This is a genomic window from Ruegeria sp. N8, assembly GCF_056531325.1.
Window position 1 is genome coordinate 194,033 of sequence record NZ_JBQFLQ010000002.1, and the last position, 26,077, is coordinate 220,109.

Consider the following 26,077-nt stretch of genomic DNA (forward strand, 5'->3'; position numbering starts at 1 on the left):
GCGTCACGTCAGATTGTCAGCCAGCCAAGACCGGAATTCCACCCAATCCGGCCGCATCTTGATCTCGGCGATCTTGGCGCGGTGCCAGTCGCAAGCCGTCGCGTGAAGCGCACCAAGTTCCGTATCTGCTTTCAATTCGTCCAGCAGAGGCGTGGCCCGCCGTGCGGCAGGCAGAATGGATTGGTCCTGCTCTTTGTTGACATTCATGTCCTGCCAGTAGGACTGACCCTGATCCATGCGGATATGGTTGGTCCGACCCCGGTCGCGTTTGATCAGGAATCCTTCCAGCGACCGCACTGAGTAATGGTGTAGCCGCCCGAATGAATGATCGAACCGACGCCACGCGCGCCAGCCCACCTTTTCAGCCGGAAACAGATTACCACTGGCATCCGACCAGGCGATATCGGCGGCCTCGTCGGGTTCGAACCCTTTGGGGCGATGCGGTCCGAACCGGCGAAACTTACCGTTATTCCTGAACAGTGTCTTCAACCCGTAAGCCCGGCCCGAGTGATAGGGGTATTCCTGATCCCCCATCGAAAACGCCTCGGTCACGGGTTTGTCTTCAAAGCTGAGATTGCCCGAACTTCCAAACAGCTTCCAGGCAAACGAGATCGCATCCACCGGCTGCCCTGCCCGATCTTCTACCTCGGCAATCAACGAGGGAAAGCTGTTGTCGCCGCAGCGTATGTTCCAGAATTCGTCCACATCGAGACACATCAGCCAATCGGCCTCTTTCACCTTGGGTTGACGGCGCGCGCGTCGCAGCATCTGGTGTTGAGGATTGCCGCCTTCTTTCACTTCGTTGTTAACATGGGTGGCAAGGCCCAGGGCTTGCAAACGCTGCGCAATCTCGTCGGTGCCATCTTCGCAATCATTGGTGAAGATCACAAAGTGATCCACGCCCAACGACTTATGGAACGCGACCCATTCCAGCATATAGGGGCCTTCGTTCTTCATCGTTGTGAATACGGTAATGGTCTGAGACATTTGCACCTTCCGACTGCTCTTACTCACCGTCATACACGTCCGAACCCGGACGGGCGAGACGTGAATTGCGCGTATCGGAAATCCAAAGCCAAACGAGGCAAAACGACACGCACTCAGTGCGCATCTAGTATCAAAAATATGAAGATTTGGTGCGGTCGAGAAGACTCGAACTTCCACGGGTGTTACCCCACAGCGACCTCAACGCTGCGCGTCTACCAATTCCGCCACGACCGCACTGCCAGTGACTTGGTAGAGGCGCGTATAGACGCTGCGCGCGGGGATGTGAAGAGGCAAAAACAAGGGTGGTTTGAATTCCGTTCGGGGCTTCATATCTAAAGCGTCAAATCCAGCCTATCGCCCATGCAGGAGCCCTAAATGACCGAAACCGATACCCGCCCCGTCGTCCAGATCGACATCGTGTCGGACGTTGTGTGTCCATGGTGCATAGTGGGCTTTCGACAACTGGATCAGGCGCTGCAGTCTCAGAACGTTCTGGCCCGCCTGCGCTGGCATCCGTTCGAGTTGAACCCCAACATGCCGCCCGAAGGACAGAACCTGCGCGAGCATATCATCGAGAAATACGGGTCAACCCCCGAGCAAAGCCAGCAATCGCGGGATCGTCTGGTGCAGATCGGGACGGAACTCGGGTTTCAGTTCAATTTCGAGGATGACAGCCGAATCGTAAACACATTCGCCGCGCATCAGTTGCTGGATTGGGCTGAAACGCAGGGGCGCCAGCATCCGCTGAAAATGGTCCTGTTCCACGCTTATTTCACCGAGCAACAGGATGTCTCGGACGTGAACGTTTTGCTGAACGCGGTCGAGGCCGCTGGTTTGGACGTTCAAGTCGCACGTGCAGCGCTGGCCTCCGGGGATCACATCGCGCCTGTGCGTGAGAAGCAGCAGTTCTGGACCAGTCGCGGAATCTCGGGCGTGCCGTCCATGGTGTTTGCTGGCAAGTACCTGCTGACCGGCGCACAAGGGGCCGAAACCTATGCACAGGTCCTGCAGCGCTGCCTGACCGAAGCCGCCTAGCCCCTTTTCCCCAGCCAACCACCATTGTAAGAGGCCCCATGGAATGGAAAATCACTGACGGGCTGACTGACTATCAAGACGCCGTGGTCTTTATGGAAGATCGCGTCGCCGCTATTGCTGCGGGCGAGGCCCAGGAATGCGTGTGGCTGCTGGAGCATCCGCCGCTTTACACCGCAGGCACTTCTGCCCGCATCGAGGATCTGGTCGACCCGGATCGATTTCCTGTCCACCAGACCAAACGCGGCGGCGAATACACCTATCACGGCCCCGGTCAGCGCGTGGCTTATGTGATGCTGGATCTGAACAAGCGCGGCAAGGATGTTCGGCGCTTTGTCAAGCAGCTGGAAAACTGGGTGATTGCGGCACTGGCAGAGTTCAACGTGCGCGGTGAAATCCGCGACGGGCGCGTCGGTGTCTGGGTGCAGCGCGACGACAAACCCCTGACAGCCACAGGTCATCCAGCCGAAGACAAGGTTGCCGCGATCGGGTTACGCCTGCGCAAGTGGGTCAGCTTTCACGGTATCTCAATCAATGTTGAACCTGATCTGGAGCATTTTTCAGGCATCGTGCCCTGCGGTATCTTAGACCATGGCGTGACATCCCTGGTCGATCTTGGCCTGCCTGTGACAATGGCCGATGTGGACACTGCGCTGCAAAAGACCTTTACGGAAATCTTCGCGACCGAACGGGTTTGAGGCGTCAGTATCGAATCGACAGAATTCGCCGCAGGCCTCAACAATCCAAGCACCTCAACCCGTTCTGTTTCCAGGCAAAGCGTTTTTCGAGGGCCAATTCCAGGCCAGTTAAGGAAAATTAACGGTAAATCCGCTCAATTCGATACACCGCAGCCGCAACCGGGTAAGATGGTTTCACCGTTCTAGAGTGAGTGGTGTGTTCATCCGATCATCGAGGGTCCGCCCTCGGATACGGACAAGTTCTTGGTAACGAGTCTGCCGTTCCGACCCCAAATCGGAACGGCAATTCTTTTTCTCGCTCTGGCCCGATCAGGCCAAAGACGCTTTGATCTTTTCGGCATGTTGGGCGATCAGTTCGAAATCACCCATCGTCCCCGGTGCCCGCACCGAAACGCCTTCATGGCGCGGCAGGACGTGGAAATGCAAATGGAATACCTCCTGTCCGCCAGCGGCCTCGTTGAACTGCTGAACGGTTACTCCGTCTGCATCAAACGCCGCCATCACGGCATGCGACATCTTCTGAACCGTCGCGATCACCGCGGCCAGTTGCTCGGGCGTGGCGTCCAGCAAGTTGCGGCACGGAGTTTTCGGGATCACCAGAAGATGCCCGTCCGAGCGGGGCATGATATCCATGAACGCCAAAGTGTCATCGTCCTCGTAGACGCGGGTCGAGGGGATTTCGCCGCGCAGGATCTTGGCGAAGATGTTGTCGGTGTCATAGGCGGTCATGTCTGGTCTCCGAATGCGGGGTTGCGTTTAGTTCTGAGGCGCGCTCCGGCGCGGGTCAAGCCGCGATTTGCTCCCGATTGCGCGACACTTGAATATTCGCCACCGATGCCCAAATAGCGGCTGTTCATGGTCGAAAAATCGCAGGCGCCTCGGGGACCCGCGACAATTATTCTTGATCCAGATCAAACTCGGCCATTGAAGGTGCCTCTTTCGCATTCTAAAACCAGCAGGAATCCCGCGCGTCGGAGAGGTCCGGCTGCGCGGTCGAATTGCAACAGGAGGCACCTAATGGCAGACGCAGCCATTCATGGTCACGATCATGAAGACGAGCGCAGCTTTTTTCAGCGCTGGTTCATGTCGACCAACCACAAGGACATCGGGATTCTCTACCTGATCTTCTCGGCGCTGGCCGGGTTCATCTCGGTGGCGATGACCGTCTACATGCGGCTCGAACTGATGCACCCCGGTGTGCAGTACATGTGCCTCGAAGGGTTCATGGCCGACCCGTGTACCCCTAACGGGCACCTTTGGAACGTTATGATTACCTATCATGGTGTTCTGATGATGTTCTTCGTGGTCATCCCGGCCCTGTTCGGCGGATTTGGCAACTATTTCATGCCGTTGCAGATCGGCGCGCCTGATATGGCGTTCCCGCGGATGAACAACCTGTCCTTCTGGCTGTACGTCGCTGGTACGTCGCTGGGTGTGGCTTCGCTGCTCAGCCCCGGTGGCAATGACCAGCTTGGTTCAGGTGTTGGCTGGGTTCTGTATCCGCCGCTGTCCACGACCGAGGGCGGCATGTCCATGGACCTTGCGATCTTTGCCGTGCACGTATCGGGCGCCTCCTCGATCCTCGGCGCGATCAACATGATCACCACCTTCCTGAACATGCGTGCCCCGGGCATGACCCTGTTCAAGGTGCCGTTGTTCAGCTGGTCGATCTTCGTCACCTCGTGGCTGATTCTGCTGTCGCTGCCGGTTCTGGCAGGCGCGATCACCATGCTGCTGATGGACCGCAACTTCGGCTTCACCTTCTTTGACCCGGCCGGTGGCGGCGATCCGATCCTGTATCAGCACATCCTGTGGTTCTTCGGCCACCCGGAAGTGTACATCGTAATCCTGCCCGGTTTCGGCATCATCAGTCATGTGATCGCGACCTTCTCGCGCAAACCGATCTTCGGCTACCTGCCGATGGTTTGGGCGATCATCGCAATCGGTGTGCTGGGCTTTGTTGTGTGGGCGCACCACATGTACACCGTCGGCATGTCGCTGCGTCAGCAAGCCTACTTCATGCTGGCAACGATGGTCATCGCGGTTCCAACCGGCGTTAAGGTTTTCTCGTGGATTGCGACCATGTGGGGCGGTTCCATCGAGTTCAAAACTCCGATGCTCTTCGCGTTCGGCTTCCTGTTCCTGTTCACCGTTGGTGGTGTGACCGGTGTGGTTCTGTCGCAGGCTGGCGTCGACCGCGCCTATCACGACACCTACTACGTGGTTGCGCACTTCCACTATGTGATGAGCTTGGGTGCAGTCTTTGCGATCTTCGCCGGCGTTTACTTCTACTTCTCGAAGATGACGGGCCGTCAGTATTCCGAATTCTGGGGCAAGATCCACTTCTGGATGTTCTTCATCGGCGCAAACCTGACCTTCTTCCCGCAGCACTTCCTTGGCCGTCAGGGCATGCCGCGCCGCTATATCGACTACCCCGAGGCATTCGCCCAGTGGAACTTTGTGTCGTCGATCGGTGCCTTCGTTTCCTTCGCCTCGTTCCTGTTGTTCTTCGGCATCGTGATCTACGCCCTGGTGCGCGGCGCGAAAGAGACCCGTCCGAACCCGTGGAACGAATACGCGGATACGTTGGAATGGACCCTGCCCTCGCCGCCGCCCGAGCACACGTTCGAGCAGCTGCCCAAGCAGGAAGACTGGGACAAGGGCCACGCCCACTAATCCCGACCTGAACACAAAAAAACCCCGCCCAACTGGCGGGGTTTTTCTTTGCCTCTTAGGCACAAAAATTTGCCTTCGATCCAATCGACACCGGCCAGAAAAACGCTAGAATTTCCTTATGCCCTATAGCTGGACCCAAAGATCGGACACGGAACAGGAACTGAGATTGTGGCCCCATAACTCGCTGCCGCCCCGCTGGGCTGTGCGAGTGGTGCTGGCGGTGTTTCTGTTTGGCCTGATCCCGCTTATGGCGGTGCTCGGGTCCCCCTTATTGTGGGGGCTGCTACCGTTCCTGTTGATCTCGGTCCTTGGACTATGGCTTGCGATACAGGCCAACTACCGCGCCCGCAGCGTTTTCGAGGTTCTGACCCTTACCAAACTGCAAGCTCGGTTGGTGCACCACAACCCTAGGCACGGCAAACAGGAGTGGAGCTGCAACCGCTATTGGGCCCGCCCCGAAATGCACAAGCATGGCGGACCCGTACCCAACTATGTCACCCTCATCGGTGACGGGCGCGAAGTTGAGATTGGCGCGTTTCTTACCGAAGAAGAACGGATCGCCCTATACGACGATCTGAATCAAAAACTGCGCGACCCGGTCGCGCAGTAGATGCGGAGTTAGGATGCTATTGTGGTCAGCACCCGCCGCTGGCCGCAGCGCAGAGCTGATCCTTGACCATTGGACCGACCTTGCCGAAATCCATCTGACCGGTATAGCGCGTCTTCAACTCGCCCATGACTTTGCCCATATCGCGGATCGAGCCTGCCCCTGTAGCAGTAATCGCGGTCTGGATCGCTTGCGAAACCTCGTCCTCGTCCAACTGCTTGGGTAGGAATTCCTCGATTACTTCGACTTCGCGCAGTTCACGCTCGGCCAGGTCCAGCCGTCCGCCCTCTTCATAGGCGCGGGCGCTTTCCTTGCGCTGCTTGGTCATTTTGCCAAGGATTTCAAGCACCTCGGCATCGCCGCATCCCTTGGCCTCTTCATTGTCCGAAGCGCGCGAGGCGATGTCGCGATCCTTGATCGCAGCGTTGATCAACCGCAGCGTCGACAGACGCTCGGCCTCCTTGTCTTTCATTGCTTGCTTCAGGGCAGAGTTCACCCGTGATCGCATATCCATATGATCTGTCCATCCCCATGGAAAAAGGAACCCCGACCATATCGAAACAAAAAGCGTGACACAACAGGGGTCAACAACAGCTAAGTATTTGATTTCTTTAAATAGCCCAAAAATTGAACAGGCTTGACCCAAACGCGTAACCCCCTTAGGTATGCGCCGGTTTACCTTGCAGGAGAGTCGCGCCATGGCCCAGAACACCCCGTCCAAGCCCACCGCATGTCTGGCATTGGCCGACGGAACCCTGTTCTACGGGATTGGCTTTGGCGCCACCGGCCAGACCGTGGCCGAACTGTGTTTCAACACCGCCATGACCGGCTATCAAGAGATCATGACCGACCCCTCTTATGCCGGGCAGATCGTCACCTTCACTTTCCCGCATATTGGCAATGTCGGCGTAAACCCCGAAGATGATGAAACCGCCGACCCTGTCGCGGCGGGCATGGTGGTCAAGTGGGACCCGACCGAGCCCTCCAACTGGCGCTCGGCCGAAGAACTGAAGACATGGCTTGCGCGCCGTGGCCGTATTGCCATCGGTGGCGTCGACACCCGCCGCCTAACCCGCGCCATCCGCCAACAAGGCGCACCCCATGTAGCGCTGGCCCATGACCCCGAAGGGAATTTCGACATCGAAGCGTTGGTCGCTGCCGCGCGCGGCTTTGCCGGGTTGGAGGGAATGGATCTGGCCAAGGACGTCACTTGCGCGCAAAGCTATCGCTGGGATGAAATGCGTTGGGCCTGGCCGGACGGGTACACACGCCAGGAAGCACCGGTGCATAAGGTTGTCGCCATCGACTACGGCGCAAAGCGCAACATTCTGCGGTGCCTGGCCTCGTCGGGCTGTGACGTAACCGTCCTCCCTGCCACTGCAACAGCTGCCGAAGTGCTGGCCCATAACCCTGACGGCGTGTTTCTGTCCAACGGCCCCGGCGACCCGGCGGCAACCGGCGAATATGCCGTTCCGATGATCAAAGAAGTTCTGGACACCACCGACCTGCCCGTTTTTGGCATTTGTCTGGGCCACCAGATGCTGGCGCTGGCCCTGGGCGGTCAGACGGTCAAGATGAACCACGGCCATCACGGCGCAAACCACCCCGTCAAGGATCTGGAGACCGGCAAGGTCGAGATCACCTCGATGAACCACGGGTTTGCAGTGGATGCGCAGTCCTTGCCCGAAGGCGTGGTCGAAACCCACCGCTCGCTGTTTGACGGATCGAACTGCGGTATTCGCATGTCCGACCGGCCTGTCTATTCGGTGCAATACCACCCCGAAGCGTCACCCGGCCCGCAGGACAGTTTCTACTTGTTTGAACGTTTCGCTCAGGCGATGGCCGCGCAAAAAACACAGGCATAACACAAGCGAATCAAGATTAACCGCTTGTTAACCTTAATGGATGAACCCTGACACCGGCCAAACGTGTCAGGGTTTTTTCGTGGTTGAACTGAACTTACAACATTTCGCACGCGCCGCGCCCATTCCGACGCGGGTCAGGCGGCCTCTGGGCACGTGTCTGCGCGACCGGGGCCTGATCACGCCGGATCAGTTAGAAAAAGCACTGCACCTTCAAGCGCGACAACAGGCACCGCTGGGTGAGATTCTGGTGGCCGAGGGCTGGGTCAGCCGCGACGACGTTTTGCGCGCCTTAGCGGATCAAACCGGATTCCAGGTGGCGAACCTGTCCGAGACACCGGCGCAGGATGGGCTCTGCCAGATCAAACCCGTCGAATTCTGGTTGCAACACAATGTCATCCCCTGGAAACAGAGTGGTCCAATCCTGCTGATTGCCACCGCACGCCCTGACCGTTTCGACGCGATCCGCGATGCGATTCAGGATCAGGATTGCGCCATAGTGCCGGTGCTGTGTTCCTCCGGCGCGATTGACCGGGAAATCGCCCGCATTTACGCGCAGGACCTGGCTGAAAAGGCGGAAACCCGCGTGTCCGAGGATCAAAGCTGCCGGTCCTGGAGCTTGCGGGCCCGCATCGGCCCAATGGTGATGCTGTTGACCCTGATGACTGGCTTTCTGGTCTACCCGACACTGGGGCTATCAGTCCTTGTCGGTGCGGCTGTCGGGTCACTGGTTTTGTTTCTAAGCCTTCGGCTGGCCGGGTTGTTGGCCTATTTCAAGCCCGTCCCACAGCCACCGCGCTTACCGAAGGGCAAGCTGGATCGCCTGCCCTGCGTGTCGACCATGGTGCCCCTCTACAAGGAACGCGAAATCGCGGATGCTCTGATCCGCCGTCTGCACCGCCTGACCTATCCCAAAGCCTTGCTGGACATCATTCTGGTGCTTGAGCAGTCTGACGACGTCACACGCGAAACGCTGTCTCGGGTCGATCTGCCAAGCTGGATCAGAACGATCGAGGTCCCCGCCCTGAACGGCCTGACCACGAAACCCCGAGCGATGAACTATGCGCTGGACTTCTGCCGGGGCGACATTCTGGGTGTCTGGGACGCCGAGGACGCGCCACAGCCCGACCAGATCGAGCGGGTCGTGCGCCAGTTTGCGCAGGCTGATGACGATGTGGTCTGTCTGCAAGGTGTCTTGGACTACTACAACCCGCGCACCAACTGGCGCGCGCGCTGCTTTACCATCGAATATAACAGTTGGTTCCGGGTCATCCTTCAAGGCATCGCGCGCATGGGCCTTGTAGTGCCATTGGGCGGCACAACCTTCTTCTTCCGCCGCGATAAGCTTTTGGAACTGGGCGGCTGGGACGCCCACAACGTCACCGAGGATGCCGACCTTGGTGTCCGTCTTAGCCGCGCCGGATACCGGACCGAGATGGTCGATACCACCACCTATGAAGAGGCCAATTTCCGCGCCTGGCCCTGGGTGAAGCAACGCTCACGCTGGCTCAAGGGGTTCATGGTCACATATCTGGTGCACATGCGGTCGCCCCTGCGCCTGCTGGCCGAACTGGGCCCGCTGCGATTTCTGGGCGTGCAAGCGTTTTTCCTCGGCACTGTCGGGCAGTTCTTGCTGGCCCCTGCCTTGTGGCTGTTCTGGCTCGCAACCCTTGGCCTGACCAGCCCGCTGGATCAGGTCATGCCCGGCGACATCCAGATAGGTCTGATTTACCTGTTCATCACAGCCGAGATCATCAACCTGATTACCGGAATGCTCGCCGTCGCCGCGCGTGAGAGGCGGTTTCTAATGCCCTGGGTCCCGACCATGCCACTATATTTCCCTTTGGGCGTTCTGGCGGCATATAAGGCGCTGTGGGAACTGGTGATCAATCCATTCTTCTGGGACAAGACCCAGCATGGTCAGGCCCATGAAGAAACCGCGCCCTGATCAGGATTCGCGCCGAACAGCATCCTGTTTCAGCCGTGTCATGAAGGCGACCGAGATATGCTCCTTCAACGCGCGAGCCGCGGCCTCTTCGTCGCGCGTAGCGATGGCGTCGACGATGCTCTTGTGTTCGTTCTGAGCGATCTCTCCCCGTCCCTGCACAGCCAGCGAGGTGGTCGCCATCAGCGCCATGGTGCGGTGCACAAGGTCCAGTTGCTGCACCAGATAGCGATTGTGCGAGGCCAGATGGATCTGTTCGTGAAAACGTCGATTGGCACGCGACAGCGCGGTCGGGTCATCGACCAGCGCATCGTCAGCGGCGACCATATCCTGCAGCACTTTGATCTCTTCCTCGGTGGCGTGTTTTGCCGCCAGACTGGCTGCCAGCCCCTCCAACTCGCGCCGTACCACGTACAGCTCGGCCATCTGGTTGTGGTCCAGCGAGGCCACAATCAGAGACCGCCCGTCCCGCTCAAGCAGCGATTGCGTCTCAAGTCGTTGCAACGCCTCGCGGATGGGCGTGCGAGATACGCCGAAACGCTCTGCCAGCTCGCTTTCGACCAAACGGTCGCCGGGTTTATACACACCCACGTCTATCGCTTCGAGTATCAGGCTGTAGGCGTCCCTGTTGGACTGTTTGGACTGGGGCATGGGGTGGTTCGTCTCCTCGTTCGAACCTGTCTATCCGTCACCGCCCCTTCGGATCAAGTGTGGCATTGAAAACCGCTGGCGCGCAGCCTAAACCAAGCCCATGGTCAAACCCGCCTTTTCTCACGTCACCCAATGGGTGTTCGATCTGGATAACACCCTCTACCCGCCCCATATGCGCCTGTTCGATCAGATCGAGGTGCTGATGACCGACTACGTGGTGCAGGCCATCGGCGTCGACCGGGCCGAGGCGGATCGGCTGCGCGGCCATTACTGGCGCGAATACGGCACCACGCTGGCCGGTCTGATGGCCGAGCATGATCTGGACCCCGATCCCTATCTGCACGCGGTTCACCAGGTCGACATGAGCCATATGGACCCCGACGCGGAACTGGCCGACCACATCCGTTCTCTGCCCGGTCGCCGTATCGTCTATACCAATGGTAGCGCGCCCTATGCCGAGCGGGTTCTGGCGGCACGCGGTCTGAGCGGGCTGTTTGATGCGATCTATGGGATCGAACATGCGGGCTATCGACCAAAGCCCCAGAAAGCTGCGTTCGAGGCAATCTTTGCCAAGGACGGGATCGACGCCAAACAAGCCGCCATGTTCGAAGATGATCCGCGCAATCTGGCCGCTCCGCATGCGATGGGAATGCGCACCGTCCACGTCGCGCCCGAGCCGCAAGAGGCCGATCACATCCATCATCACACCGACGACCTGACCGCGTTTCTGGCCCGCCTGCGATAGGCTGTCACACTGCGACCATCTGTGTATTTCGCGGGTGCAGCATCGCCCCTATATGCGCCTCAGCGACGAATAGAATCGGAGAAAACCATGAGCGCGATCGAGGTCCCTCGGCGCCTGCCCATCTGGCAGCGCCTGTTGTTTGCAATCCCCCTGTTTGGCTGGATGGCCAAGGACGTGGCCCAGAGCGACGGTGAGGATTGGGGTTATACGGCCCTGGCGATCTTCAGCATGTGGGGGTGTTCCATCTTGTTGTTCGGCCTGCCGGGTCTCTACATTCCCGCCGTGATGATGGTGCCGGTGATGTTCCTGATCCTCATCCTGATTTCACGCGGGTAAGGCACGGGACAGGATGTCACTTGGCACCCCGCACAGAACCGCACTAGGTTCTGCCCAAACGGAGGCCAAGCCCATGACAGATAGCTGTGACATCCTGATTTCAGGCGGTGGAATCGCCGGTTTGACCGCTGCGGCGGCTTTCGGAACAGCCGGGTTCGACGTGATCTGCGTCGACCCCACCCCTCCGGTGACGGAACGCGACGTGGACGGGTCCGACATGCGGACCACGGCCTTCCTGCAACCGGCGCACGGGCTTTTGGATCAATGCGGGCTGTGGGCGCGACTGGATGCCCATGCCGCCCCGCTGCAGATCATGCGCATCGTGGACGCGGGCGGAGATGTGCCCGAACCCCGCGTCGTGCGTGATTTCAACGCCGCCGATATCTCGGACCAGCCCTTCGGGTGGAACCTGCCCAACTGGCTGTTGCGGCGCGAGATGGTGGCGCGTTTGGCCGAACTGCCCAACGTGGATTTTCGCCCCGGCACCGGCACGGTCAGCCTGTTCACTCGCACCAATGAAGCGCGCGTGAGCCTGAGCGACGGCAGCCGTATCCGCTGCAAGCTGGTCGTGGCAGCAGACGGGCGCAATTCGCCCATGCGCGAGGCGGCGGGCATCCAGATCCACACCACGCGCTACGGCCAAAAGGCTCTGGCCTTTGCCGTCACGCATCCGATCCCGCACGAAAACGTCTCGACCGAAATACACCGTTCAGGCGGGCCATTCACACTGGTTCCCCTGCCCGACTGGCAGGGTCAGCCTTCGTCGGCGATTGTGTGGATGGAGCGTGGGCCGCGTGCAGTTGAATTGCTGAACACCGAACCCGACGCGTTCGAGGCGCTGATGACCGAACGGTCCTGCGGGTTGTTCGGGCCGCTGGAACTGGCCTCGCGCCGGACGATCTGGCCGATCATCAGCCAATCGACCGAGCGCCTGTCAGGCGAGCGTATCGCCCTGATGGCCGAGGCCGCCCATGTGGTTCCGCCCATCGGCGCACAGGGGCTGAACATGTCCTTGGGCGATCTGCGCAGCCTTCTAGACCTTGCGCAAGCCCGCCCCGAGGGGCTGGGCGACGCGCAGATGTTGGACACCTATCACAAGTCCCGCCACACCGAGATCGAGATGCGCGTGAAGGGAATCGACCTGCTGAACCGCGCCTCGATGATCGAGGCACGGCCGCTTCGCGACGCACGGGCGATGGGGCTGAATGCGCTCTATTCCTTGCCGCCGGTACGTAAAACGCTGATGCAGATGGGGCTGGGCGTGCGCTGACCCGCGCCTAGATCACCTGATCCAACACGCGCTTCAGACGTGCGATTGTGCCATCCACATCATAGAGCTTGTCCAACCCGAACAGACCCAAACGGAAAGTACTGAACCCCTCGGGCTCATCACATTGCAGAGGCACGCCCGCCGCAATCTGCATCCCCAAAGCCGCAAATTTCTTGCCGTTCTGCACTTCGGGGTCGCCCGTGTAGCTGACAACAACGCCCGGCGCGCCGAACCCATCAGCCGCGACCGAGACAACGCCCTTGTCCTTCAGCATCGCGCGGACGCCATTGCCCAACGCCCACTGCGCGTCGCGCAGTTTTTCAAATCCATAGTCTCGGGTTTCCGCCATCGTGTCCCGGAAATCCTTCAGCGAATCCGTCGGCATCGTCGCGTGATAGGCGTGACCACCGCCCTCATAGGCCTGCATGATCTGCCGCCACTTTTTCAGATCCACGGCGAAACTGTCCGACGTGGTTTCCTCAAGCCGCGCCTCGGCCCGTTCGGATAGCATCACCAGCCCTGCGCAAGGCGTTGCGCTCCACCCTTTCTGCGGGGCCGAGATCAGGACGTCCACGCCTGTCGCCTTCATGTCGACCCAAGCACAGCCCGACGCAATACAATCCAGCACCATCAGCGCGCCGACCTCATGCGCCGCCGCAGCCATGGCGGTCACATAATCGTCCGGTAGAATAACCCCGGCCGACGTTTCCACATGCGGAGCAAAAACCACATCTGGGCGCTGATCGCGAATGGTCGCCACGACCTCGTCAATCGGTGCCGGCGCGAAAGGAGACGGGCTGGAATTGCCGGTTTGCCGCGCCTTGAGCACATTGGCCGAGGCCGTCAACCCGCCGGTCTCGATGATCTGGCTCCAGCGATACGAGAACCAACCGTTGCGCACGACCACCACGTTTGCGTTGCGGGCAAACTGCCGCGCCACAGCTTCCATGCCATAGGTGCCGCCACCGGGGATGACCGCCACGCCATAGGCATTGTAAACACCGCGCAACATGTCCGAGATGTCGCGCATGACCTGCTGAAACTGTGCGGACATGTGGTTCAGAGATCGGTCAGTGAACACCACCGAAAACTCCTCAAGCCCATTGGGATCAACAGTATCCAAGAGCGCTGGCATATTTTGTCCTTTCGATTTTCACGCGACCACCTGAGGGTCAGTCCCGGCTATTGACCCTACGGAAGATGGTAACTTCAACAAAAAAATTACTTTTTTCTCTTTCAATCGGGCACTAAATGACGCCAAACAGTGTCAGCCGCCCTTTACACCCTGACGTGTTTCTGACCAGATACGCACACTTTGAAGCAGAAAGGTATTTCTAATCGTGACGGCGCAAAAGCGGATCAGTTTTCAGGTTGTACGTGACGAAGTAAAGCGGCGTATCGAAACCCGTATCTGGCCACAGGGGTCGCTGCTACCAACGGAAACGCAATTGGCCGAGGAGTTCAATTGCGCGCGGGCGACGGTGAACCGGGCGCTGCGTGAATTGGCAGATCAGGGTTTTGTCGAACGCAAACGTAAAAGCGGCACGCGCGTTAAAAAAGAGCCGAGCAAACATGCTAAGCTGGAGTTCTCGCTGGCGCGTCAGTCGGTTGAAAGCCAGAACTCAACCTATCGATACGCTCTTGTCGAACGGAATGTGGTCCCCAGCCCGGGTTGGTTGGCATCGCAGCTTAGCGTATCGCCTGATGTAAAGGTTCTGCACGTCATCTGTATGCACTACGCTGACAACCGGCCTTTTCAGCTTGAAGAACGCTGGATCAATATCGACGCCGTCCCCGAGGTCGAGCACGCCAATCTGAACGATCACGGCCCGCATGAATGGCTGCTGAACGCCGCCCCCTTTACCGAGGCCGAGGTGGCGTTCTGCGCGATTTCTGCTGATGGACGGCTGGCAGAATTCATGGGCACGACGGCGGGGACCTCGATGATTCAGCTTGAGCGGACGACATGGAAAGATGGTCAACCCATGACATTTGCCCGAATGACGCACCATCCCGGCTATTGCATCAGAACCAAATACTGACTAGCCGATCGGCCCCGGCAAGCGTTCTTCACTGAGCAAAACATTGGCCTCGACATCGCCTGCACCGGGGAGGGTCATGATCCGACGGCGCAGCACCCGTTCGAAATCGGCCAGATCGCGCGCCACGACGCGCAGACGGTAGTCATATAGTCCCAGAACATGCTCGACCGTCTGAACCTCGGGGATGGCGCTGACGGCACGTTCGAAATCCTCCAGGCTGATCTGACCCTTGCGGGCCAGTTTGACGCCCAGAAACACCGTAACTCCAAACCCAAGCGCCTCGGCGTTCAGGCGCAGGCGCCGGCCTTTGATAACCCCTGCGTCTTCCAGACGACGGATGCGCCTCCATGTGGCGGGTTGGGACAGGCCCAGTTTGCGTCCCAGCGCCCCGGCGCTTTGGGATGCGTCCCGCACGAGCGCACGCAGAATTTTGCGGTCGATTTCATCCAACTCGTTCATACCGGCAGCACCACGTCGCTTTTGACCCGCGCGATATGCATCAACGCTTCGATATCAGCGATATGCGGCAAGGTGAGGATCTGATCGCGGTAGAGCTGCTGATAGTGCGACATGTCCCGCGCCAACACGGACAGGCGTACATCGACACGACCCAAAAAGGTCTGAATCTCGATCACTTCGGCCACGCTACGCGCGGCTGCGGTGAATTCGTCAAACGCACGGGGCTGGGTCTTGTCCAAAGTCACCCGCAACGAGACCTCGACAGCATAGCCTAAAGCCGACCAGTCTATGACGGCCTCCTGCCCCTCAATAATGCCAGCCTCCTGCATTTTTTCGATCCTGCGCCAGCACAGGCTTGTGCTGATGCGCGCGCGTTCCGCCAATTCCGCGGTCGAGAGGCTGGGATCGGCCTGAAAATGCCGCAGTAATCTGCGATCGACATCATCTAGCATGATTTTTTCACCAAGTAGTTAAAGCGAGAATAAATTCTCACGCTTTCCGGAATAATTCAAGTAAAACACCATCGCTTTCCTTGGCGTGAGCCAGTAGAACCATCCTCAATCGAAAACAGAAAGGACCGGCGACATGCGCGTCTACTACGATCGCGATTGCGACATCAACCTGATCAAAGACAAGAAAGTGGCGATCCTGGGCTATGGCTCGCAAGGTCACGCCCACGCGCTGAACCTGCGCGACTCGGGTGCGAAGAACCTTGTTGTGGCGCTGCGCGAAGGCTCGGCCTCGGCCAAGAAAGCCGAAGCCGAAGGTCTGACCGTAATGGGTATCGCCGAAGCCGCCGCCTGGTGTGACCTGATCATGTTCACCATGCCCGATGAACTGCAGGCCGAAACCTACAAGAAATACGTGCATGACAACATCAAGCCCGGCGCGGCCATCGCGTTCGCCCATGGCCTGAACGTCCACTTTGGCCTGATTGAGCCGAAAGAAGGCGTCGACGTCATTATGATGGCCCCCAAAGGCCCCGGCCACACCGTGCGCGGCGAATACGTCAAAGGCGGTGGCGTGCCCTGTCTGGTGGCCGTCGACAAGGACGAAACCGGCAAGGCGCTGGAAATCGGTCTGTCCTATTGCTCCGCCATCGGCGGCGGTCGCTCGGGCATCATCGAGACCAACTTCCGCGAAGAATGCGAAACTGACCTGTTCGGTGAGCAGGCCGTTCTGTGCGGTGGTCTGGTCGAGCTGATCCGCTGCGGCTTTGAAACTCTGGTCGAAGCAGGTTACGCGCCTGAGATGGCCTATTTCGAGTGTCTGCACGAAGTGAAGCTGATCGTGGACCTGATCTATGAAGGCGGCATCGCGAACATGGACTACTCGATCTCGAACACGGCTGAGTACGGCCAGTACGTCACCGGCCCGCGTATTCTGAAATACGACGAGACCAAAGCGCGTATGAAAGAGGTTCTCAGCGACATTCAGCAGGGCAAGTTCGTCCGCGACTTCATGCTGGAGAACGCCGTTGGCCAGCCGACCATCAAAGCGTCGCGCCGCGCCAATGACGAGCATATGATCGAGGAAACCGGTGCAAAACTGCGCGCCATGATGCCCTGGATCTCGGCCGGTAAAATGGTCGACAAAGAAAAGAACTGATCCCCACGGGATCACGCGAAAGGGCGGCCTTCGGGTCGCCTTTTTTGTCCCAATCGGAGGCCGCGCATGGTCGATCAACCCACATCCCGCGACTGGAGCGGCGTCATCGCACTTGGCCTGATATGGGGCGGCACCTTCATGGTCGTGGCTATGGCGTTGGAAGGGTACGGCCCCGTCACGGTTGCAACCGCGCGGACCACTTTGGGGGCAGTCACTTTGTTGGCAATGATGGCTGTGACTGGTCGCAAATTGCCTGCGGGCGATGCCAAGCTGTGGTCCTTCATTGCCATCATCGGCCTGCTATCGACCGCGTTGCCCTTTCTGTTGCTGAGCTGGGGGCAGCAATATGTGCCTTCGGCCTTTGCGGGGCTGTCGATGGCAGCGATTCCACTAATGGTACTACCGCTGGCGCATTTCTTCTCGGACGAGCCGTTGAATCTACGCAGATTTCTGGGCGTATCGCTGGGTTTTTCCGGGGCATTGGTGCTGATCGGCCCAGGTCTAACGCAGATCGGACAAGGCACGGAACCGCTGGCGCAACTGGCCTGTATCGGAGCGGCGCTCTGTTATTCCTGCGCATCGATCTTCACCCGACGTTGCCCACCGATTGATCCGGTCGCGTTGGCGGCATTGTCGCTGATGGTGGGGGCGGTTCTGTTGCTGCCCGTCATGCTGCTGACCGAGGGCATCCCGCAGTGGCAGGGCACGCGCCCCGGTCTGGCAATCATTGCGCTTGGCCTTCTACCCACTGCCTTCGCCACCCTATTGCGCGTGTCCATTATCCGTAGCGCGGGGTCGGTATTCCTGACGCTGGTTAACTATCAGGTGCCCATCTGGTCGATGGTCTTTGGCGCATGGATTCTGTCTGAGGCGTTGCCGCTGAGATTCTTCATCGCGCTGGCCATGATCCTGACCGGGCTGGCGATCAGCCAATGGTTCAGCCTACGCCGAATGCTGATTGGGCGTTAACCGGCGACAGCCTCGACCTCGGCGACGATGCCATCAACGACTTGGGTCAGCAGCGCATCGTCCTCGCATTCGACCATGACGCGGATCAGTGGCTCGGTCCCCGATTTGCGGATCAGCAAGCGCCCCTGCCCGTTCAGACGCGCCTCGGCATCAGCGATGGCCGCTTTGACGTTCGCAGTATCGAGCGGCGTTTGCCCTTCGCCGTAGCGCACATTCTTAAGTAATTGCGGGACCGTTTCGAATTGCACCGCAAGTTCCGAGGCTTTGCGGCCCGAATGCACCATCTCGGCCAGAAAATGCAGCCCCGCCATCAACCCGTCACCAGTGGTGGCATAGTCACTCATGACGATATGGCCAGATTGTTCGCCGCCCAGATTGAACCCGCCTTCGCGCATCCGTTCGACGACATAGCGGTCTCCAACCGCCGTCCGTTCCAACCGCAACCCAAGCGCGTTCAAATGCCGTTCCAACCCCAGATTGGACATAACTGTCGCCACCAAAGCACCGCCTTTAAGGCGGTCAGCCTCGGCCCAGCTCCCGGCCAGCAGAGCCATCAACTGGTCGCCATCCGCAACCTGCCCGTGTTCATCGACCATAACGACCCGGTCCGCATCGCCATCCAGACAGATGCCTACATCGGCACCATGGGCCACAACCGTCTCAGCCGCGAGTTGAGGTTTGGTCGAGCCGCAATTCAAGTTGATGTTTTTACCGTTTGGCGTGACGCCAACCGGGATGACCTCGGCCCCCAACTCCCAAAGAACCTCGGGCGCGGTGCGGTGGGCGGCCCCGTTGGCGCAATCAACCACCACATTCAACCCATCCAGCCGAAGATCGCGCGACAGCGAGGATTTGACCCGCTCACCATAACGGAACCGCGCATCGTCCACCCGGCGTGCGCGGCCAATATTTTGCGCTTGCGCGGGTTTGACACCCTCTTCGATCAGACGCTCGATCTCAATCTCAGCCTGATCCGACAGTTTGAACCCGTCCGGGCCAAAGAACTTGATGCCGTTATCCTCGGCCGGGTTATGGCTGGCCGAGATCATCACGCCCAGATCCGCCCGCATGGACCGCGTCATCAATCCAACCGCGGGCGTGGGCACCGGCCCCAGCAACAGCACGTTCATCCCGGTCGAGGTCAGCCCCGCCGTCAGCGCGTTTTCCAACATGTAACCGGACAGGCGCGTATCTTTACCAATGACCACGCGGTGCGCGCCGGATTGGTCGCGGCGGAAATACCGGCCCACGGCCGCTCCCATGCGCAGGGCCATCTCGGCCGTGATCGGATGGGTATTGGCAGTGCCCCGCACCCCGTCAGTTCCGAACAGCTTGCGCATTGATCTCTCTCCGTCGTTTCTTGCCTGCGTCCGGATTACCGGACGGCGGCCCACAGACGCAAGGCCTGAGCAGTCTCGGCCACGTCGTGAACCCGCAGGATCTGCACCCCTTGTGCCAGACCAGCCAGCCCAACCGCAATCGAACCGGGCGCGCGGGCGTCCTTGCGCGTCTCTTTGCCGATCTGCCCGATGAACCCCTTGCGCGACACACCCAACAGGATTGGGCATCCCAACCCGTGAAACAGGCTGAGATTGCGCAACAGAGTTGCGTTGTGGTCCACGGACTTGCCAAAACCGATACCCGGATCGACAATGATCTGGTTGCGGTTCAGACCAAGGGCTTCCAGATACTGCACCTGATCGTTCAAGAAGTCATACACGTCCAGCAGCACGTCATTATATCTGGGATCGTCCTGCATGTTGGTCGGGTCGCCCTGCATATGCATGACACAGACCGGTGCCCCAACTTCTGCGCAGAACGGGGCCAAGTCTGGATCGAAAGTAAAGCCCGAGACATCGTTGATCAGGCCAGCCCCCGCCTGCCACGCCGCCTTTGCGACGCTGGCTTTGCGCGTGTCGATCGAAATCAGCGCTTTGGTCCGCTCGCAGATCGCTTGGATCAGGGGCTTGGTCCGGGCGATCTCTTCGTCCTCTGGGACAAACGCGGCTCCGGGTCGGGTGGATTCGCCGCCGATATCCAGGATCGTCGCATCTTGCCCAACCATTTGCTCCGCCGCGTCCCGGGCAGTTTGCACCGAATTGTGCACCCCACCGTCCGAGAAACTGTCCGGCGTTGCATTCAAGATGCCCATGATGTGCGGGCAGTTCATATCCAGCCCTGCAATGGGCGCGCGGGGACGCGAAAGGATGGCCAGAATCTCATCAGGCACGTCCTGCACTGCGACAACAGAGGCGTTTTCTGTCCGGCTCAAGCGTTCCACATGGGTAAACCAAAGCGCCTGCCCGGCCAACGTCACGGCCCCTTCAGGACGCCGAGCGCCGCTCTGAACCAAAGGTCTGTAGTAGGTGGTCACAGTTGCGCCTGATCCACAGAGACAGCGCGCAATGGTGTTTTAGGGTCGTTTGGCAGTGCGCCTCCAATGACCATCATCTCGCTGGCTTCAAATGTGGCCGCAAACCAGGCCGCCAGCGCCACCGCGTCCGACGGCGCGGCCGAGGGACCATCAACAGCATCCAGCACGATCTTGGACGGGGCCCAAACGCAAATCTGCCCGTTCTTCATCGCCCAATCCAGCTCGGTCCGGGTCGAGACAACAACGCAGCGGTGATCCCGCGCGGCCAGAACCCAGGCATTTTGTTCGATCGCCAAAAGATCGATCCGACGCTGGGTCATCGCATGACCCGTCTGGGGAACAGCCAAGTCTGCACTTCCAACGCACAGGATAAGCGGGCGTTGCCGGTTCTCAAGCTGGTCGATCCAACCGGTTAGATTGCCCGAGGCAATCGCCTCGTTCGACAGGAAGACAAGACGTGGATGGGGACGTTCTTCCTCGACCACGTCGTGGTGCACAGCATCCTTGCCACGCACAATCTCGACCCCCAGTGCGCCAGGCCCGCGATCCAGTTTTTCAATTCGAACAAAAGCTTTTACAGCCTGCGGTTCAAGCAAAATACGCTCGGCAACACGCTCTGCCAATGTTTCCAGCAGGTTCAACCGCTCGGCAGCCAGTTCAAAGGCAATCGCCTCGGTCACGCGGTCATAGGACAGGATGCGGTCAACATCGTCATCAATCGCATCGGTCAAAGGCCGCACCTCGACCACAATGTTGAAGCAGATGCGCTGTGTGGTCCCACGTTCGGCCTGAAAGGCACCAATCTCGACCTCAACAATGTGATCCCTCAGCGAGATTCGATCCAAAGGCTCTCCGGCGGCCATCGCTTCGGACCGTTCCGAAGGGTGCGCAAAGGCGAGGCGGATTTCAGAACTCATAAGACGGACCTTCTCGGGCATTGGGACTGATCTGCCCAAATTAGACATTGCGGGCGCGTATAGCACCGCAACAAACGCCTTTCCAGTCGTCGAATGCGTCGTCAGGTGACGCGAAACCAGCTCATCATCCCCGATGCGGCATGGCCCAACATGTGACAATGCAACAGCCAACTGCCCGGATTATCCGCAACCAGAGCGACCTGTCGAGTTTGCCCCCGCCCCAGCAGGACGGTGTCGCGCCACGGACCAAGGCTGCCATCCGACAAGATGATACGGAAATGATGGCCATGCATGTGCATCGCATGGGGAAACGCCGTCTGATTGGCAAACTCGATCTGGTGGGTTTCCCCTAGTCGGGTGTCCAGAAACGGGTCCTTGGGGCGTTCAGCATATCCGTTCAACGCCCAAAACCGCCCAAGTTGGGCCAGTTCCTGCCCCGTCAGCTCGGTTTCGCCCAGCTTGGCCGAGCTGAGCCAACGCATCGCGCCGCCCTGCATCTCCATCCGATGCAGTGGTGCACTATCCGTGGATATCACCGGCAGAGGATTGGGCGGCAGCGCCGCGATGCCGGATCGCACCGCTCTGCCCGCACCCGACACGTCAAAGCGGACCAGGCCGAAACCACCGTCACGCTCAAAGCTGACAAGGCTGGCGGTTTCTGAGGCCAAGGCGCGCACGTCAACGATCATGTCTGCCCGTTGCGCCGGCCCCAGCGGGAAGGTGTCGGTAATCTCCAGCGGGGTCACCAACGGCATCCCGTCCAGCGCCACGATCCAGCCGGTCAGCCCATCTATACCCAGATCGAATATCCGAGCATTCGAGGCGTTGATCAGACGCAGGCGCAGCCGCTCGGCCGCACCCACCTGATACGAGGGATCCAACTGACCATTTACGGTAATGATATTACCCAGCCGCCCGGCATGGCTGAGGTCATGTCCATTGTCGAAATCATCCGTTATCTGCCCGGTTTCCGGGTCCAGCCGCCAGTCATCCAGCATCAACGTCAGATCCCGATCGACGTCTGGCGCGTCAGGCTCTTCGACGATCAGCGGGCCATAAAGGCCACGGGCCACCTGTTCAACCGTGCGATTGTGTGAGTGATACCAATAGGTTCCGGCATCAGGGACAGCAAAGTCATAGTCGAACGCGCCCCCGGACTCGATGACATCCTGCGTCAGCCCCGGCACACCGTCCATCGCATTGTCAATTCGAATGCCGTGCCAATGCACTGACGTGGCCTGAGGCAGAGCATTCGACACCCTGCGCTGCACGCGCCCGCCTTGCGGTACGCGGATTTCTGTACCCGGTACGGTTCCGCCAAAGCCCCAAACCGGTGTTTTCGGGAATTCCACCGGCGCAATCTGTTGCGCCGCTTCGCGCGCCACTAGTTCTGGAAACGCAGCCAAGCCCACTTTTGGAAAGGCAGATAGGGCAGCAGACGCGCCCAGGAATTGTCGACGGTTAAACAGCATTATGAGCCTCCTGGCCCATAACATAGATCATCCAACGCCCCGCGCCATCAGGGTTCCAGCGCGGGTGCGTCAGTTAGTTGCTAGCCGTCCGATAATTGTGGCGATAGAAAATATGCACACCAATCCGAGCCGTTTCCTTGTAGACCCGCGCCCAGGACGGTTTCACCGCCTTGGTATGATAATGGGTCGCCCCTTCGGTCAGCGCATCGCTGAGGCCGTCAATCGCGGCACGGGCTACTTTGGACACCCGCTCATAGGCTTTTTTCTCTCGGATCACTTCCTTGCGGCCATCACAAGTATAAGTGAACTGGCACTGGTATTTCTTGCCGGTCCCTTGCTTGATCACCCCACACAGCGTGTCCGGAAAGCGGCTGCTGTCCACACGGTTCATGATGACCTCAGCCACGGCAAATTGACCGCGCACGCTTTCCCCACGCGCTTCGAAGTAAAGCGCCTCGGCCAGGCATTTGAAGTGCTCATCCCCGGTTGCGGCGGGCTGGTCATCCAGCCAGTCCTTGGAGTAGGATATTTTCTGCTGTTCAAGTACCTTTCGGGGCTTGAACAAATTCAAGTATTCGCGGAAGTTTTGACCGGGCAGTTCAGTCCGAGTCACAAGTTCACGCTTGGCAGTATCAGTGGTTTCCCTCTCAGCGACGGAAACACTTGGCAGCACGGTTGCCGCCAATGTGGCAGCAGCCAGTATGTATCGTAGCATTCAGATAACCTCGCACAGGCACATTCGGCGCCATACCCTCCCCCGGCGGGCGCGACGAGGCTCATACCGAATTGAATCGGAAACGTCCAGTTTTCTAAAAAAAGCAAGTGGAAAATCGCCGTAACGTCAAAAATATATGACGACGGTGTGATTTGTTTCCTACTAATCCTAGCGGACTGTGCCGCTGTCAACCCCCAAGTCTGGACGAAATCGCCAGTTGAGCGGCAGCCAGCCGAGCGACCGGGACCCGGAAGGGTGAACAGGAGACATAGTCGAATCCAAGCGCACGGCAGATGGCGATTGATTCGGGGTTTCCGCCATGTTCACCACAGACCGATAGGGTCACGTCCGGTTTAACTTGCCGCCCCCTCTCAGCGCCCAGTTTCAGCAGTTCTCCCACGCCATCCGAATCCAACACGTGGAATGGGTCTTCGGCGAATACACCCTGCTGGACATAGGCCGACATAAAGCGCCCGGCATCGTCGCGCGACAGGCCGTAAGTCATCTGGGTCAGGTCGTTGGTACCGAAGCTCAGAAACGCAGTCTGCGGCGCAATCTCATCGGCGCGCAGACAGGCACGCGGGGTTTCGACCATGACACCCAGCCGATATTCAAACTCTTGCCCGCGCTCAGCCGCGACCGAGGCGGCAACCGTGTCGATGCGCGATTTGACGAGCTCGACCTCGCGCTTGGCCGAAACCAGAGGGATCATCACCTCCGGCACAACTGGTGCGCCGTTCTTGCTGGCCTCAAGCGTCGCCTCAAAGATGGCGCGGGCCTGCATGTCGTAAATCTCAGGCACGGTCACGCCCAGACGGACGCCGCGCAAACCCAACATGGGGTTATATTCGGTCATTGCGTCCACCCGGCGTTCAACGTCCGAGACCGGCAGATCCAGCGCTTCGGCCAGCTCACGCTGACCGCTGCGAGTGGTGGGCAGGAACTCATGCAATGGTGGGTCGAACAGGCGGATACAGACGGGTTGGCCTTCCATAATGCGGAACAGTTCGACAAAGTCTTCGCGCTGCATCGGCAAAAGGCGTTCCAGCACCGCCGCGCGACCCGAAGAGGTTTGCGCGAAGATCATCTCGCGCATCACGATCAGACGACCGGGATCAAAGAACATGTGTTCGGTCCGGCACAGTCCTATACCCTGCGCCATAAAGTTGCGTGCAGTCTGTGCATCGGCAGGTGTGTCGGCATTGGCGCGGATGGCAATGTCACGCTCCGCGTCAGCCCAGCCCATAAGCGTTTGAAAACAATCGTCCAGAGCAGCTTCAAGCATTGCGGGCTGCCCTGCCAGAACCTGGCCCGAACTACCGTCGATTGTCAGAACATCCCCGGTTTTGAACATCCGACCATCCGGTGCGGTCAGCAGCTTCTTCTTGGTCTGGAATCGCATCTCGGACGCGCCGACTATGCAGGGCAGACCCAGACCACGGCCAATCACCGCCGCGTGGCTGGTCATTCCGCCCTTCTCGGTTAACACGGCAACAGCTGCGTGCATCCCGCGCACATCCTCCGGCGCGGTTTCGCGGCGGACCAGAATACAGGGTTCACCCCGTGCGGCGCTGGCCTGTGCCTCGGCGGCTGTGAACACGATCTTGCCGGAAGCAGCACCCGGACTGGCGGCAATCCCGGTAGTCAGGACGTCGCGCTGCGCGTCTGGGTGAACCTGACGGTGCAACAACTCGTTCAGCGAATGCGGATCGACTCGCATCACGGCCTCTTGCGGCGGTATGATGTCGTCTTCGGCCAGACGCACGGCAATCCGGACCGCCGCCCGAGCGCTGCGTTGCACCCGCACACCGTCCAGAATATGGACATGACCGTTTTCAATCACGAACTCGACCTGCATCTCCTCGCGTAGCTTGGCTCGCATCTGCGCGGCATGTGCCTTCAGGTCAGCAAACGCGTCAGGCGCAACCTCTTCGAGAGATTTCCCGCGCGGGTCCTTTTCAAGATAGAGCGCGGCCACCCCTTCCCCCAGCGCATCGCGGCCCTGGCTCTGGCTCAGATAGCGACCGGTGATCTGCGGCATTCCTGTTGTCGGATCAATAAGTTGCAACACGCCCGACCCGCATTCTCCCTGACCGACGCCGGGTATCATCTCTTGAATCACAAGGCCCAGCCCGGCATCCGCGGGCGCACCTTTGGCCTGCCGCAGCAACCGCGCCGAAGTTCCATCCCACGCCCGCGCCATCGAGCGCAAAACCGCAACCAATTGCTCGCCCCGGTCCTGCGGAAAGCTTTCATCCGTCTCGTCTTCGTAGGCGCGCAGGGATTGTTGCAGACCTTCGCGCCCGTCCGCGTCGATCTCGTCAAACACATCCGCGTCCAGACGTGCCACGTGGATCGCGTAGCTTTGGACAAAACGCAGGTACAAAGCTGCCGCAGCCTCGACGCCCATCGAATCCGACAGGTCCACATAGCGCGCGTCGTTCATCCCGATATTCAGAATTGCGCCGGGACCACCCCAATCGGGGTCTTCAGAACTGGGACGGACACACAACAGATCCGTCTGCGCGAACTGCTCCAGAATAGCTTCGATATCAGGAACTTGGCCCTGCGCAATGTTCTGCACCGCATCAAAAGACAGAGCCACGGTGCGCGGAACCGGCATATCCAGACGCACAAGCCGTTGCAGGCACTTCGCACGCCCCCCGTGCGACGAAGCGGTCACGGGTGCTGTGGGCGTAATTAATGTAGTAT

General features: G+C 59.4%; 25 protein-coding genes and 1 tRNA gene. 12 read left to right on the forward strand and 14 right to left on the reverse strand.

All coding sequences use genetic code 11. From position 1 onward, the window contains the following. Nucleotides 1-3: 3 nt before the first annotated feature. Together ACR0C5_RS05010 and ACR0C5_RS05015 are read right to left on the reverse strand one after the other, a co-directional pair. On the reverse strand, nt 4-987 hold the full coding sequence (locus ACR0C5_RS05010) for a glycosyltransferase family 2 protein (protein WP_480874995.1): 984 nt from the start codon (nt 985-987) through the stop codon (nt 4-6). Nucleotides 988-1,134: 147 nt separating this feature from the next. Continuing rightward, nucleotides 1,135-1,221: transfer RNA gene (locus ACR0C5_RS05015), tRNA-Leu, on the reverse strand. Between the two features lie 141 nt (nt 1,222-1,362). On the opposite strand from ACR0C5_RS05015, the gene ACR0C5_RS05020 reads away from it, so the two are divergent. Both ACR0C5_RS05020 and lipB read left to right on the forward strand, forming a co-directional pair. Continuing rightward, nucleotides 1,363-2,022 carry a DsbA family oxidoreductase gene (locus ACR0C5_RS05020; protein WP_480874998.1) on the forward strand — a complete coding sequence of 220 codons (660 nt, stop codon included), beginning with the start codon at nt 1,363-1,365 and terminating at the stop codon, nt 2,020-2,022. A 38-nt stretch (nt 2,023-2,060) separates the two neighbouring features. Then, a complete protein-coding gene (gene lipB, locus ACR0C5_RS05025; RefSeq protein ID WP_480875001.1) occupies nt 2,061-2,717 on the forward strand; it encodes a lipoyl(octanoyl) transferase LipB in 657 nt (218 codons plus the stop codon). Between the two features lie 309 nt (nt 2,718-3,026). Here lipB and ACR0C5_RS05030 read toward each other — a convergent pair whose 3' ends face one another. Next, entirely contained in the window at nt 3,027-3,446 is a 420-nt protein-coding gene (locus ACR0C5_RS05030; protein ID WP_480549728.1) for an HIT family protein, read from the reverse strand. Between the two features lie 288 nt (nt 3,447-3,734). Between ACR0C5_RS05030 and ctaD the strand changes: the two genes are divergently transcribed. Then, on the forward strand, nt 3,735-5,393 hold the full coding sequence (gene ctaD / locus ACR0C5_RS05035; RefSeq protein WP_480875005.1) for a cytochrome c oxidase subunit I: 1,659 nt from the start codon (nt 3,735-3,737) through the stop codon (nt 5,391-5,393). A gap of 118 nt (nt 5,394-5,511) precedes the next feature. Beyond that, entirely contained in the window at nt 5,512-6,003 is a 492-nt protein-coding gene (locus tag ACR0C5_RS05040) for a DUF2244 domain-containing protein (RefSeq protein ID WP_170769425.1), read from the forward strand. 25 nt (nt 6,004-6,028) lie between these two features. Here the strand turns inward: ACR0C5_RS05040 and ACR0C5_RS05045 are convergent, their stop codons facing one another. Continuing rightward, a complete protein-coding gene (locus ACR0C5_RS05045; RefSeq protein ID WP_170784396.1) occupies nt 6,029-6,514 on the reverse strand; it encodes a GatB/YqeY domain-containing protein in 486 nt (161 codons plus the stop codon). A 184-nt stretch (nt 6,515-6,698) separates the two neighbouring features. On the opposite strand from ACR0C5_RS05045, the gene carA reads away from it, so the two are divergent. After that, nucleotides 6,699-7,865 carry a glutamine-hydrolyzing carbamoyl-phosphate synthase small subunit gene (gene carA / locus ACR0C5_RS05050; protein WP_480875009.1) on the forward strand — a complete coding sequence of 389 codons (1,167 nt, stop codon included), beginning with the start codon at nt 6,699-6,701 and terminating at the stop codon, nt 7,863-7,865. A 79-nt stretch (nt 7,866-7,944) separates the two neighbouring features. After that, the gene (locus ACR0C5_RS05055; RefSeq protein ID WP_480875012.1) at nt 7,945-9,810 is read left to right on the forward strand and encodes a glycosyltransferase; all 1,866 of its coding nucleotides are present in this window, start codon (nt 7,945-7,947) and stop codon (nt 9,808-9,810) included. Here the strand turns inward: ACR0C5_RS05055 and ACR0C5_RS05060 are convergent, their stop codons facing one another. Continuing rightward, nucleotides 9,811-10,458 carry a GntR family transcriptional regulator gene (locus ACR0C5_RS05060; protein ID WP_170769421.1) on the reverse strand — a complete coding sequence of 216 codons (648 nt, stop codon included), beginning with the start codon at nt 10,456-10,458 and terminating at the stop codon, nt 9,811-9,813. It lies immediately after the preceding gene. A gap of 100 nt (nt 10,459-10,558) precedes the next feature. On the opposite strand from ACR0C5_RS05060, the gene ACR0C5_RS05065 reads away from it, so the two are divergent. From ACR0C5_RS05065 to ACR0C5_RS05075, 3 genes are all read left to right on the forward strand, one after another. After that, nucleotides 10,559-11,203 carry a pyrimidine 5'-nucleotidase gene (locus ACR0C5_RS05065; protein ID WP_170769420.1) on the forward strand — a complete coding sequence of 215 codons (645 nt, stop codon included), beginning with the start codon at nt 10,559-10,561 and terminating at the stop codon, nt 11,201-11,203. An 87-nt stretch (nt 11,204-11,290) separates the two neighbouring features. After that, complete coding sequence (locus tag ACR0C5_RS05070; protein ID WP_170769419.1) at nt 11,291-11,539, forward strand: hypothetical protein; 249 nt, start codon at nt 11,291-11,293, stop codon at nt 11,537-11,539. A gap of 73 nt (nt 11,540-11,612) precedes the next feature. Next, nucleotides 11,613-12,809, forward strand: a complete 1,197-nt coding sequence (locus tag ACR0C5_RS05075; RefSeq protein ID WP_480875016.1) for a UbiH/UbiF family hydroxylase — start codon at nt 11,613-11,615, stop codon at nt 12,807-12,809. A 7-nt stretch (nt 12,810-12,816) separates the two neighbouring features. Here the strand turns inward: ACR0C5_RS05075 and ACR0C5_RS05080 are convergent, their stop codons facing one another. Continuing rightward, nucleotides 12,817-13,944, reverse strand: coding sequence for an aminotransferase class V-fold PLP-dependent enzyme (locus tag ACR0C5_RS05080; RefSeq protein ID WP_170788475.1), 1,128 nt, complete (start codon nt 13,942-13,944; stop codon nt 12,817-12,819). 205 nt (nt 13,945-14,149) lie between these two features. Between ACR0C5_RS05080 and ACR0C5_RS05085 the strand changes: the two genes are divergently transcribed. Next, nucleotides 14,150-14,851, forward strand: coding sequence for a GntR family transcriptional regulator (locus ACR0C5_RS05085; protein ID WP_170769416.1), 702 nt, complete (start codon nt 14,150-14,152; stop codon nt 14,849-14,851). On the opposite strand, the gene ACR0C5_RS05090 is transcribed toward ACR0C5_RS05085, so the two are convergent. Then, nucleotides 14,852-15,310 (reverse strand): Lrp/AsnC family transcriptional regulator, encoded by a 459-nt coding sequence (locus tag ACR0C5_RS05090; protein WP_170769415.1) that lies wholly within the window; start codon nt 15,308-15,310, stop codon nt 14,852-14,854. After that, nucleotides 15,307-15,762 (reverse strand): Lrp/AsnC family transcriptional regulator, encoded by a 456-nt coding sequence (locus ACR0C5_RS05095; protein ID WP_170769414.1) that lies wholly within the window; start codon nt 15,760-15,762, stop codon nt 15,307-15,309. The genes ACR0C5_RS05090 and ACR0C5_RS05095 overlap by 4 nt, the downstream gene beginning before the upstream one ends. A gap of 133 nt (nt 15,763-15,895) precedes the next feature. Between ACR0C5_RS05095 and ilvC the strand changes: the two genes are divergently transcribed. Further along, a complete protein-coding gene (gene ilvC / locus ACR0C5_RS05100) occupies nt 15,896-16,918 on the forward strand; it encodes a ketol-acid reductoisomerase (RefSeq protein WP_170769413.1) in 1,023 nt (340 codons plus the stop codon). A gap of 66 nt (nt 16,919-16,984) precedes the next feature. After that, nucleotides 16,985-17,887 (forward strand): DMT family transporter, encoded by a 903-nt coding sequence (locus ACR0C5_RS05105; protein ID WP_170788474.1) that lies wholly within the window; start codon nt 16,985-16,987, stop codon nt 17,885-17,887. Here the strand turns inward: ACR0C5_RS05105 and glmM are convergent. The 6 genes from glmM to ACR0C5_RS05135 all read right to left on the reverse strand — a co-directional run bounded on the left by glmM (nt 17,884) and on the right by ACR0C5_RS05135 (nt 26,048). Then, complete coding sequence (gene glmM, locus ACR0C5_RS05110; RefSeq protein WP_480875022.1) at nt 17,884-19,227, reverse strand: phosphoglucosamine mutase; 1,344 nt, start codon at nt 19,225-19,227, stop codon at nt 17,884-17,886. The genes ACR0C5_RS05105 and glmM overlap by 4 nt on opposite strands. A 35-nt stretch (nt 19,228-19,262) precedes the next feature. After that, nucleotides 19,263-20,261: a dihydropteroate synthase gene (gene folP, locus ACR0C5_RS05115; RefSeq protein WP_170769410.1), complete on the reverse strand. Its 999-nt coding sequence runs from the start codon at nt 20,259-20,261 to the stop codon at nt 19,263-19,265. Next, a complete protein-coding gene (locus tag ACR0C5_RS05120; protein ID WP_480875025.1) occupies nt 20,258-21,178 on the reverse strand; it encodes a dihydroneopterin aldolase in 921 nt (306 codons plus the stop codon). The genes folP and ACR0C5_RS05120 overlap by 4 nt, the downstream gene beginning before the upstream one ends. A gap of 101 nt (nt 21,179-21,279) precedes the next feature. Further along, entirely contained in the window at nt 21,280-22,650 is a 1,371-nt protein-coding gene (locus tag ACR0C5_RS05125) for a multicopper oxidase family protein (RefSeq protein WP_480875028.1), read from the reverse strand. Nucleotides 22,651-22,723: 73 nt separating this feature from the next. Next, nucleotides 22,724-23,365, reverse strand: a complete 642-nt coding sequence (locus tag ACR0C5_RS05130) for a cell wall hydrolase (protein ID WP_170769407.1) — start codon at nt 23,363-23,365, stop codon at nt 22,724-22,726. A 187-nt stretch (nt 23,366-23,552) separates the two neighbouring features. Next, the gene (locus ACR0C5_RS05135; RefSeq protein ID WP_480875030.1) at nt 23,553-26,048 is read right to left on the reverse strand and encodes a putative PEP-binding protein; all 2,496 of its coding nucleotides are present in this window, start codon (nt 26,046-26,048) and stop codon (nt 23,553-23,555) included. Nucleotides 26,049-26,077 lie beyond the last annotated feature (29 nt).

Coding starts and splice junctions, on each gene's coding strand:
- ACR0C5_RS05010 (WP_480874995.1), bottom strand. CDS start 987: ATGTCTCAGACCATTACCGTATTCACAACGATGAAGAACGAAGGCCCC.
- ACR0C5_RS05020 (WP_480874998.1), top strand. CDS start 1,363: ATGACCGAAACCGATACCCGCCCCGTCGTCCAGATCGACATCGTGTCG.
- lipB (WP_480875001.1), top strand. CDS start 2,061: ATGGAATGGAAAATCACTGACGGGCTGACTGACTATCAAGACGCCGTG.
- ACR0C5_RS05030 (WP_480549728.1), bottom strand. CDS start 3,446: ATGACCGCCTATGACACCGACAACATCTTCGCCAAGATCCTGCGCGGC.
- ctaD (WP_480875005.1), top strand. CDS start 3,735: ATGGCAGACGCAGCCATTCATGGTCACGATCATGAAGACGAGCGCAGC.
- ACR0C5_RS05040 (WP_170769425.1), top strand. CDS start 5,512: ATGCCCTATAGCTGGACCCAAAGATCGGACACGGAACAGGAACTGAGA.
- ACR0C5_RS05045 (WP_170784396.1), bottom strand. CDS start 6,514: ATGGATATGCGATCACGGGTGAACTCTGCCCTGAAGCAAGCAATGAAA.
- carA (WP_480875009.1), top strand. CDS start 6,699: ATGGCCCAGAACACCCCGTCCAAGCCCACCGCATGTCTGGCATTGGCC.
- ACR0C5_RS05060 (WP_170769421.1), bottom strand. CDS start 10,458: ATGCCCCAGTCCAAACAGTCCAACAGGGACGCCTACAGCCTGATACTC.
- ACR0C5_RS05065 (WP_170769420.1), top strand. CDS start 10,559: ATGGTCAAACCCGCCTTTTCTCACGTCACCCAATGGGTGTTCGATCTG.
- ACR0C5_RS05070 (WP_170769419.1), top strand. CDS start 11,291: ATGAGCGCGATCGAGGTCCCTCGGCGCCTGCCCATCTGGCAGCGCCTG.
- ACR0C5_RS05075 (WP_480875016.1), top strand. CDS start 11,613: ATGACAGATAGCTGTGACATCCTGATTTCAGGCGGTGGAATCGCCGGT.
- ACR0C5_RS05080 (WP_170788475.1), bottom strand. CDS start 13,944: ATGCCAGCGCTCTTGGATACTGTTGATCCCAATGGGCTTGAGGAGTTT.
- ACR0C5_RS05090 (WP_170769415.1), bottom strand. CDS start 15,310: ATGAACGAGTTGGATGAAATCGACCGCAAAATTCTGCGTGCGCTCGTG.
- ACR0C5_RS05095 (WP_170769414.1), bottom strand. CDS start 15,762: ATGCTAGATGATGTCGATCGCAGATTACTGCGGCATTTTCAGGCCGAT.
- ilvC (WP_170769413.1), top strand. CDS start 15,896: ATGCGCGTCTACTACGATCGCGATTGCGACATCAACCTGATCAAAGAC.
- ACR0C5_RS05105 (WP_170788474.1), top strand. CDS start 16,985: ATGGTCGATCAACCCACATCCCGCGACTGGAGCGGCGTCATCGCACTT.
- glmM (WP_480875022.1), bottom strand. CDS start 19,227: ATGCGCAAGCTGTTCGGAACTGACGGGGTGCGGGGCACTGCCAATACC.
- ACR0C5_RS05120 (WP_480875025.1), bottom strand. CDS start 21,178: ATGAGTTCTGAAATCCGCCTCGCCTTTGCGCACCCTTCGGAACGGTCC.
- ACR0C5_RS05125 (WP_480875028.1), bottom strand. CDS start 22,650: ATGCTGTTTAACCGTCGACAATTCCTGGGCGCGTCTGCTGCCCTATCT.
- ACR0C5_RS05130 (WP_170769407.1), bottom strand. CDS start 23,365: ATGCTACGATACATACTGGCTGCTGCCACATTGGCGGCAACCGTGCTG.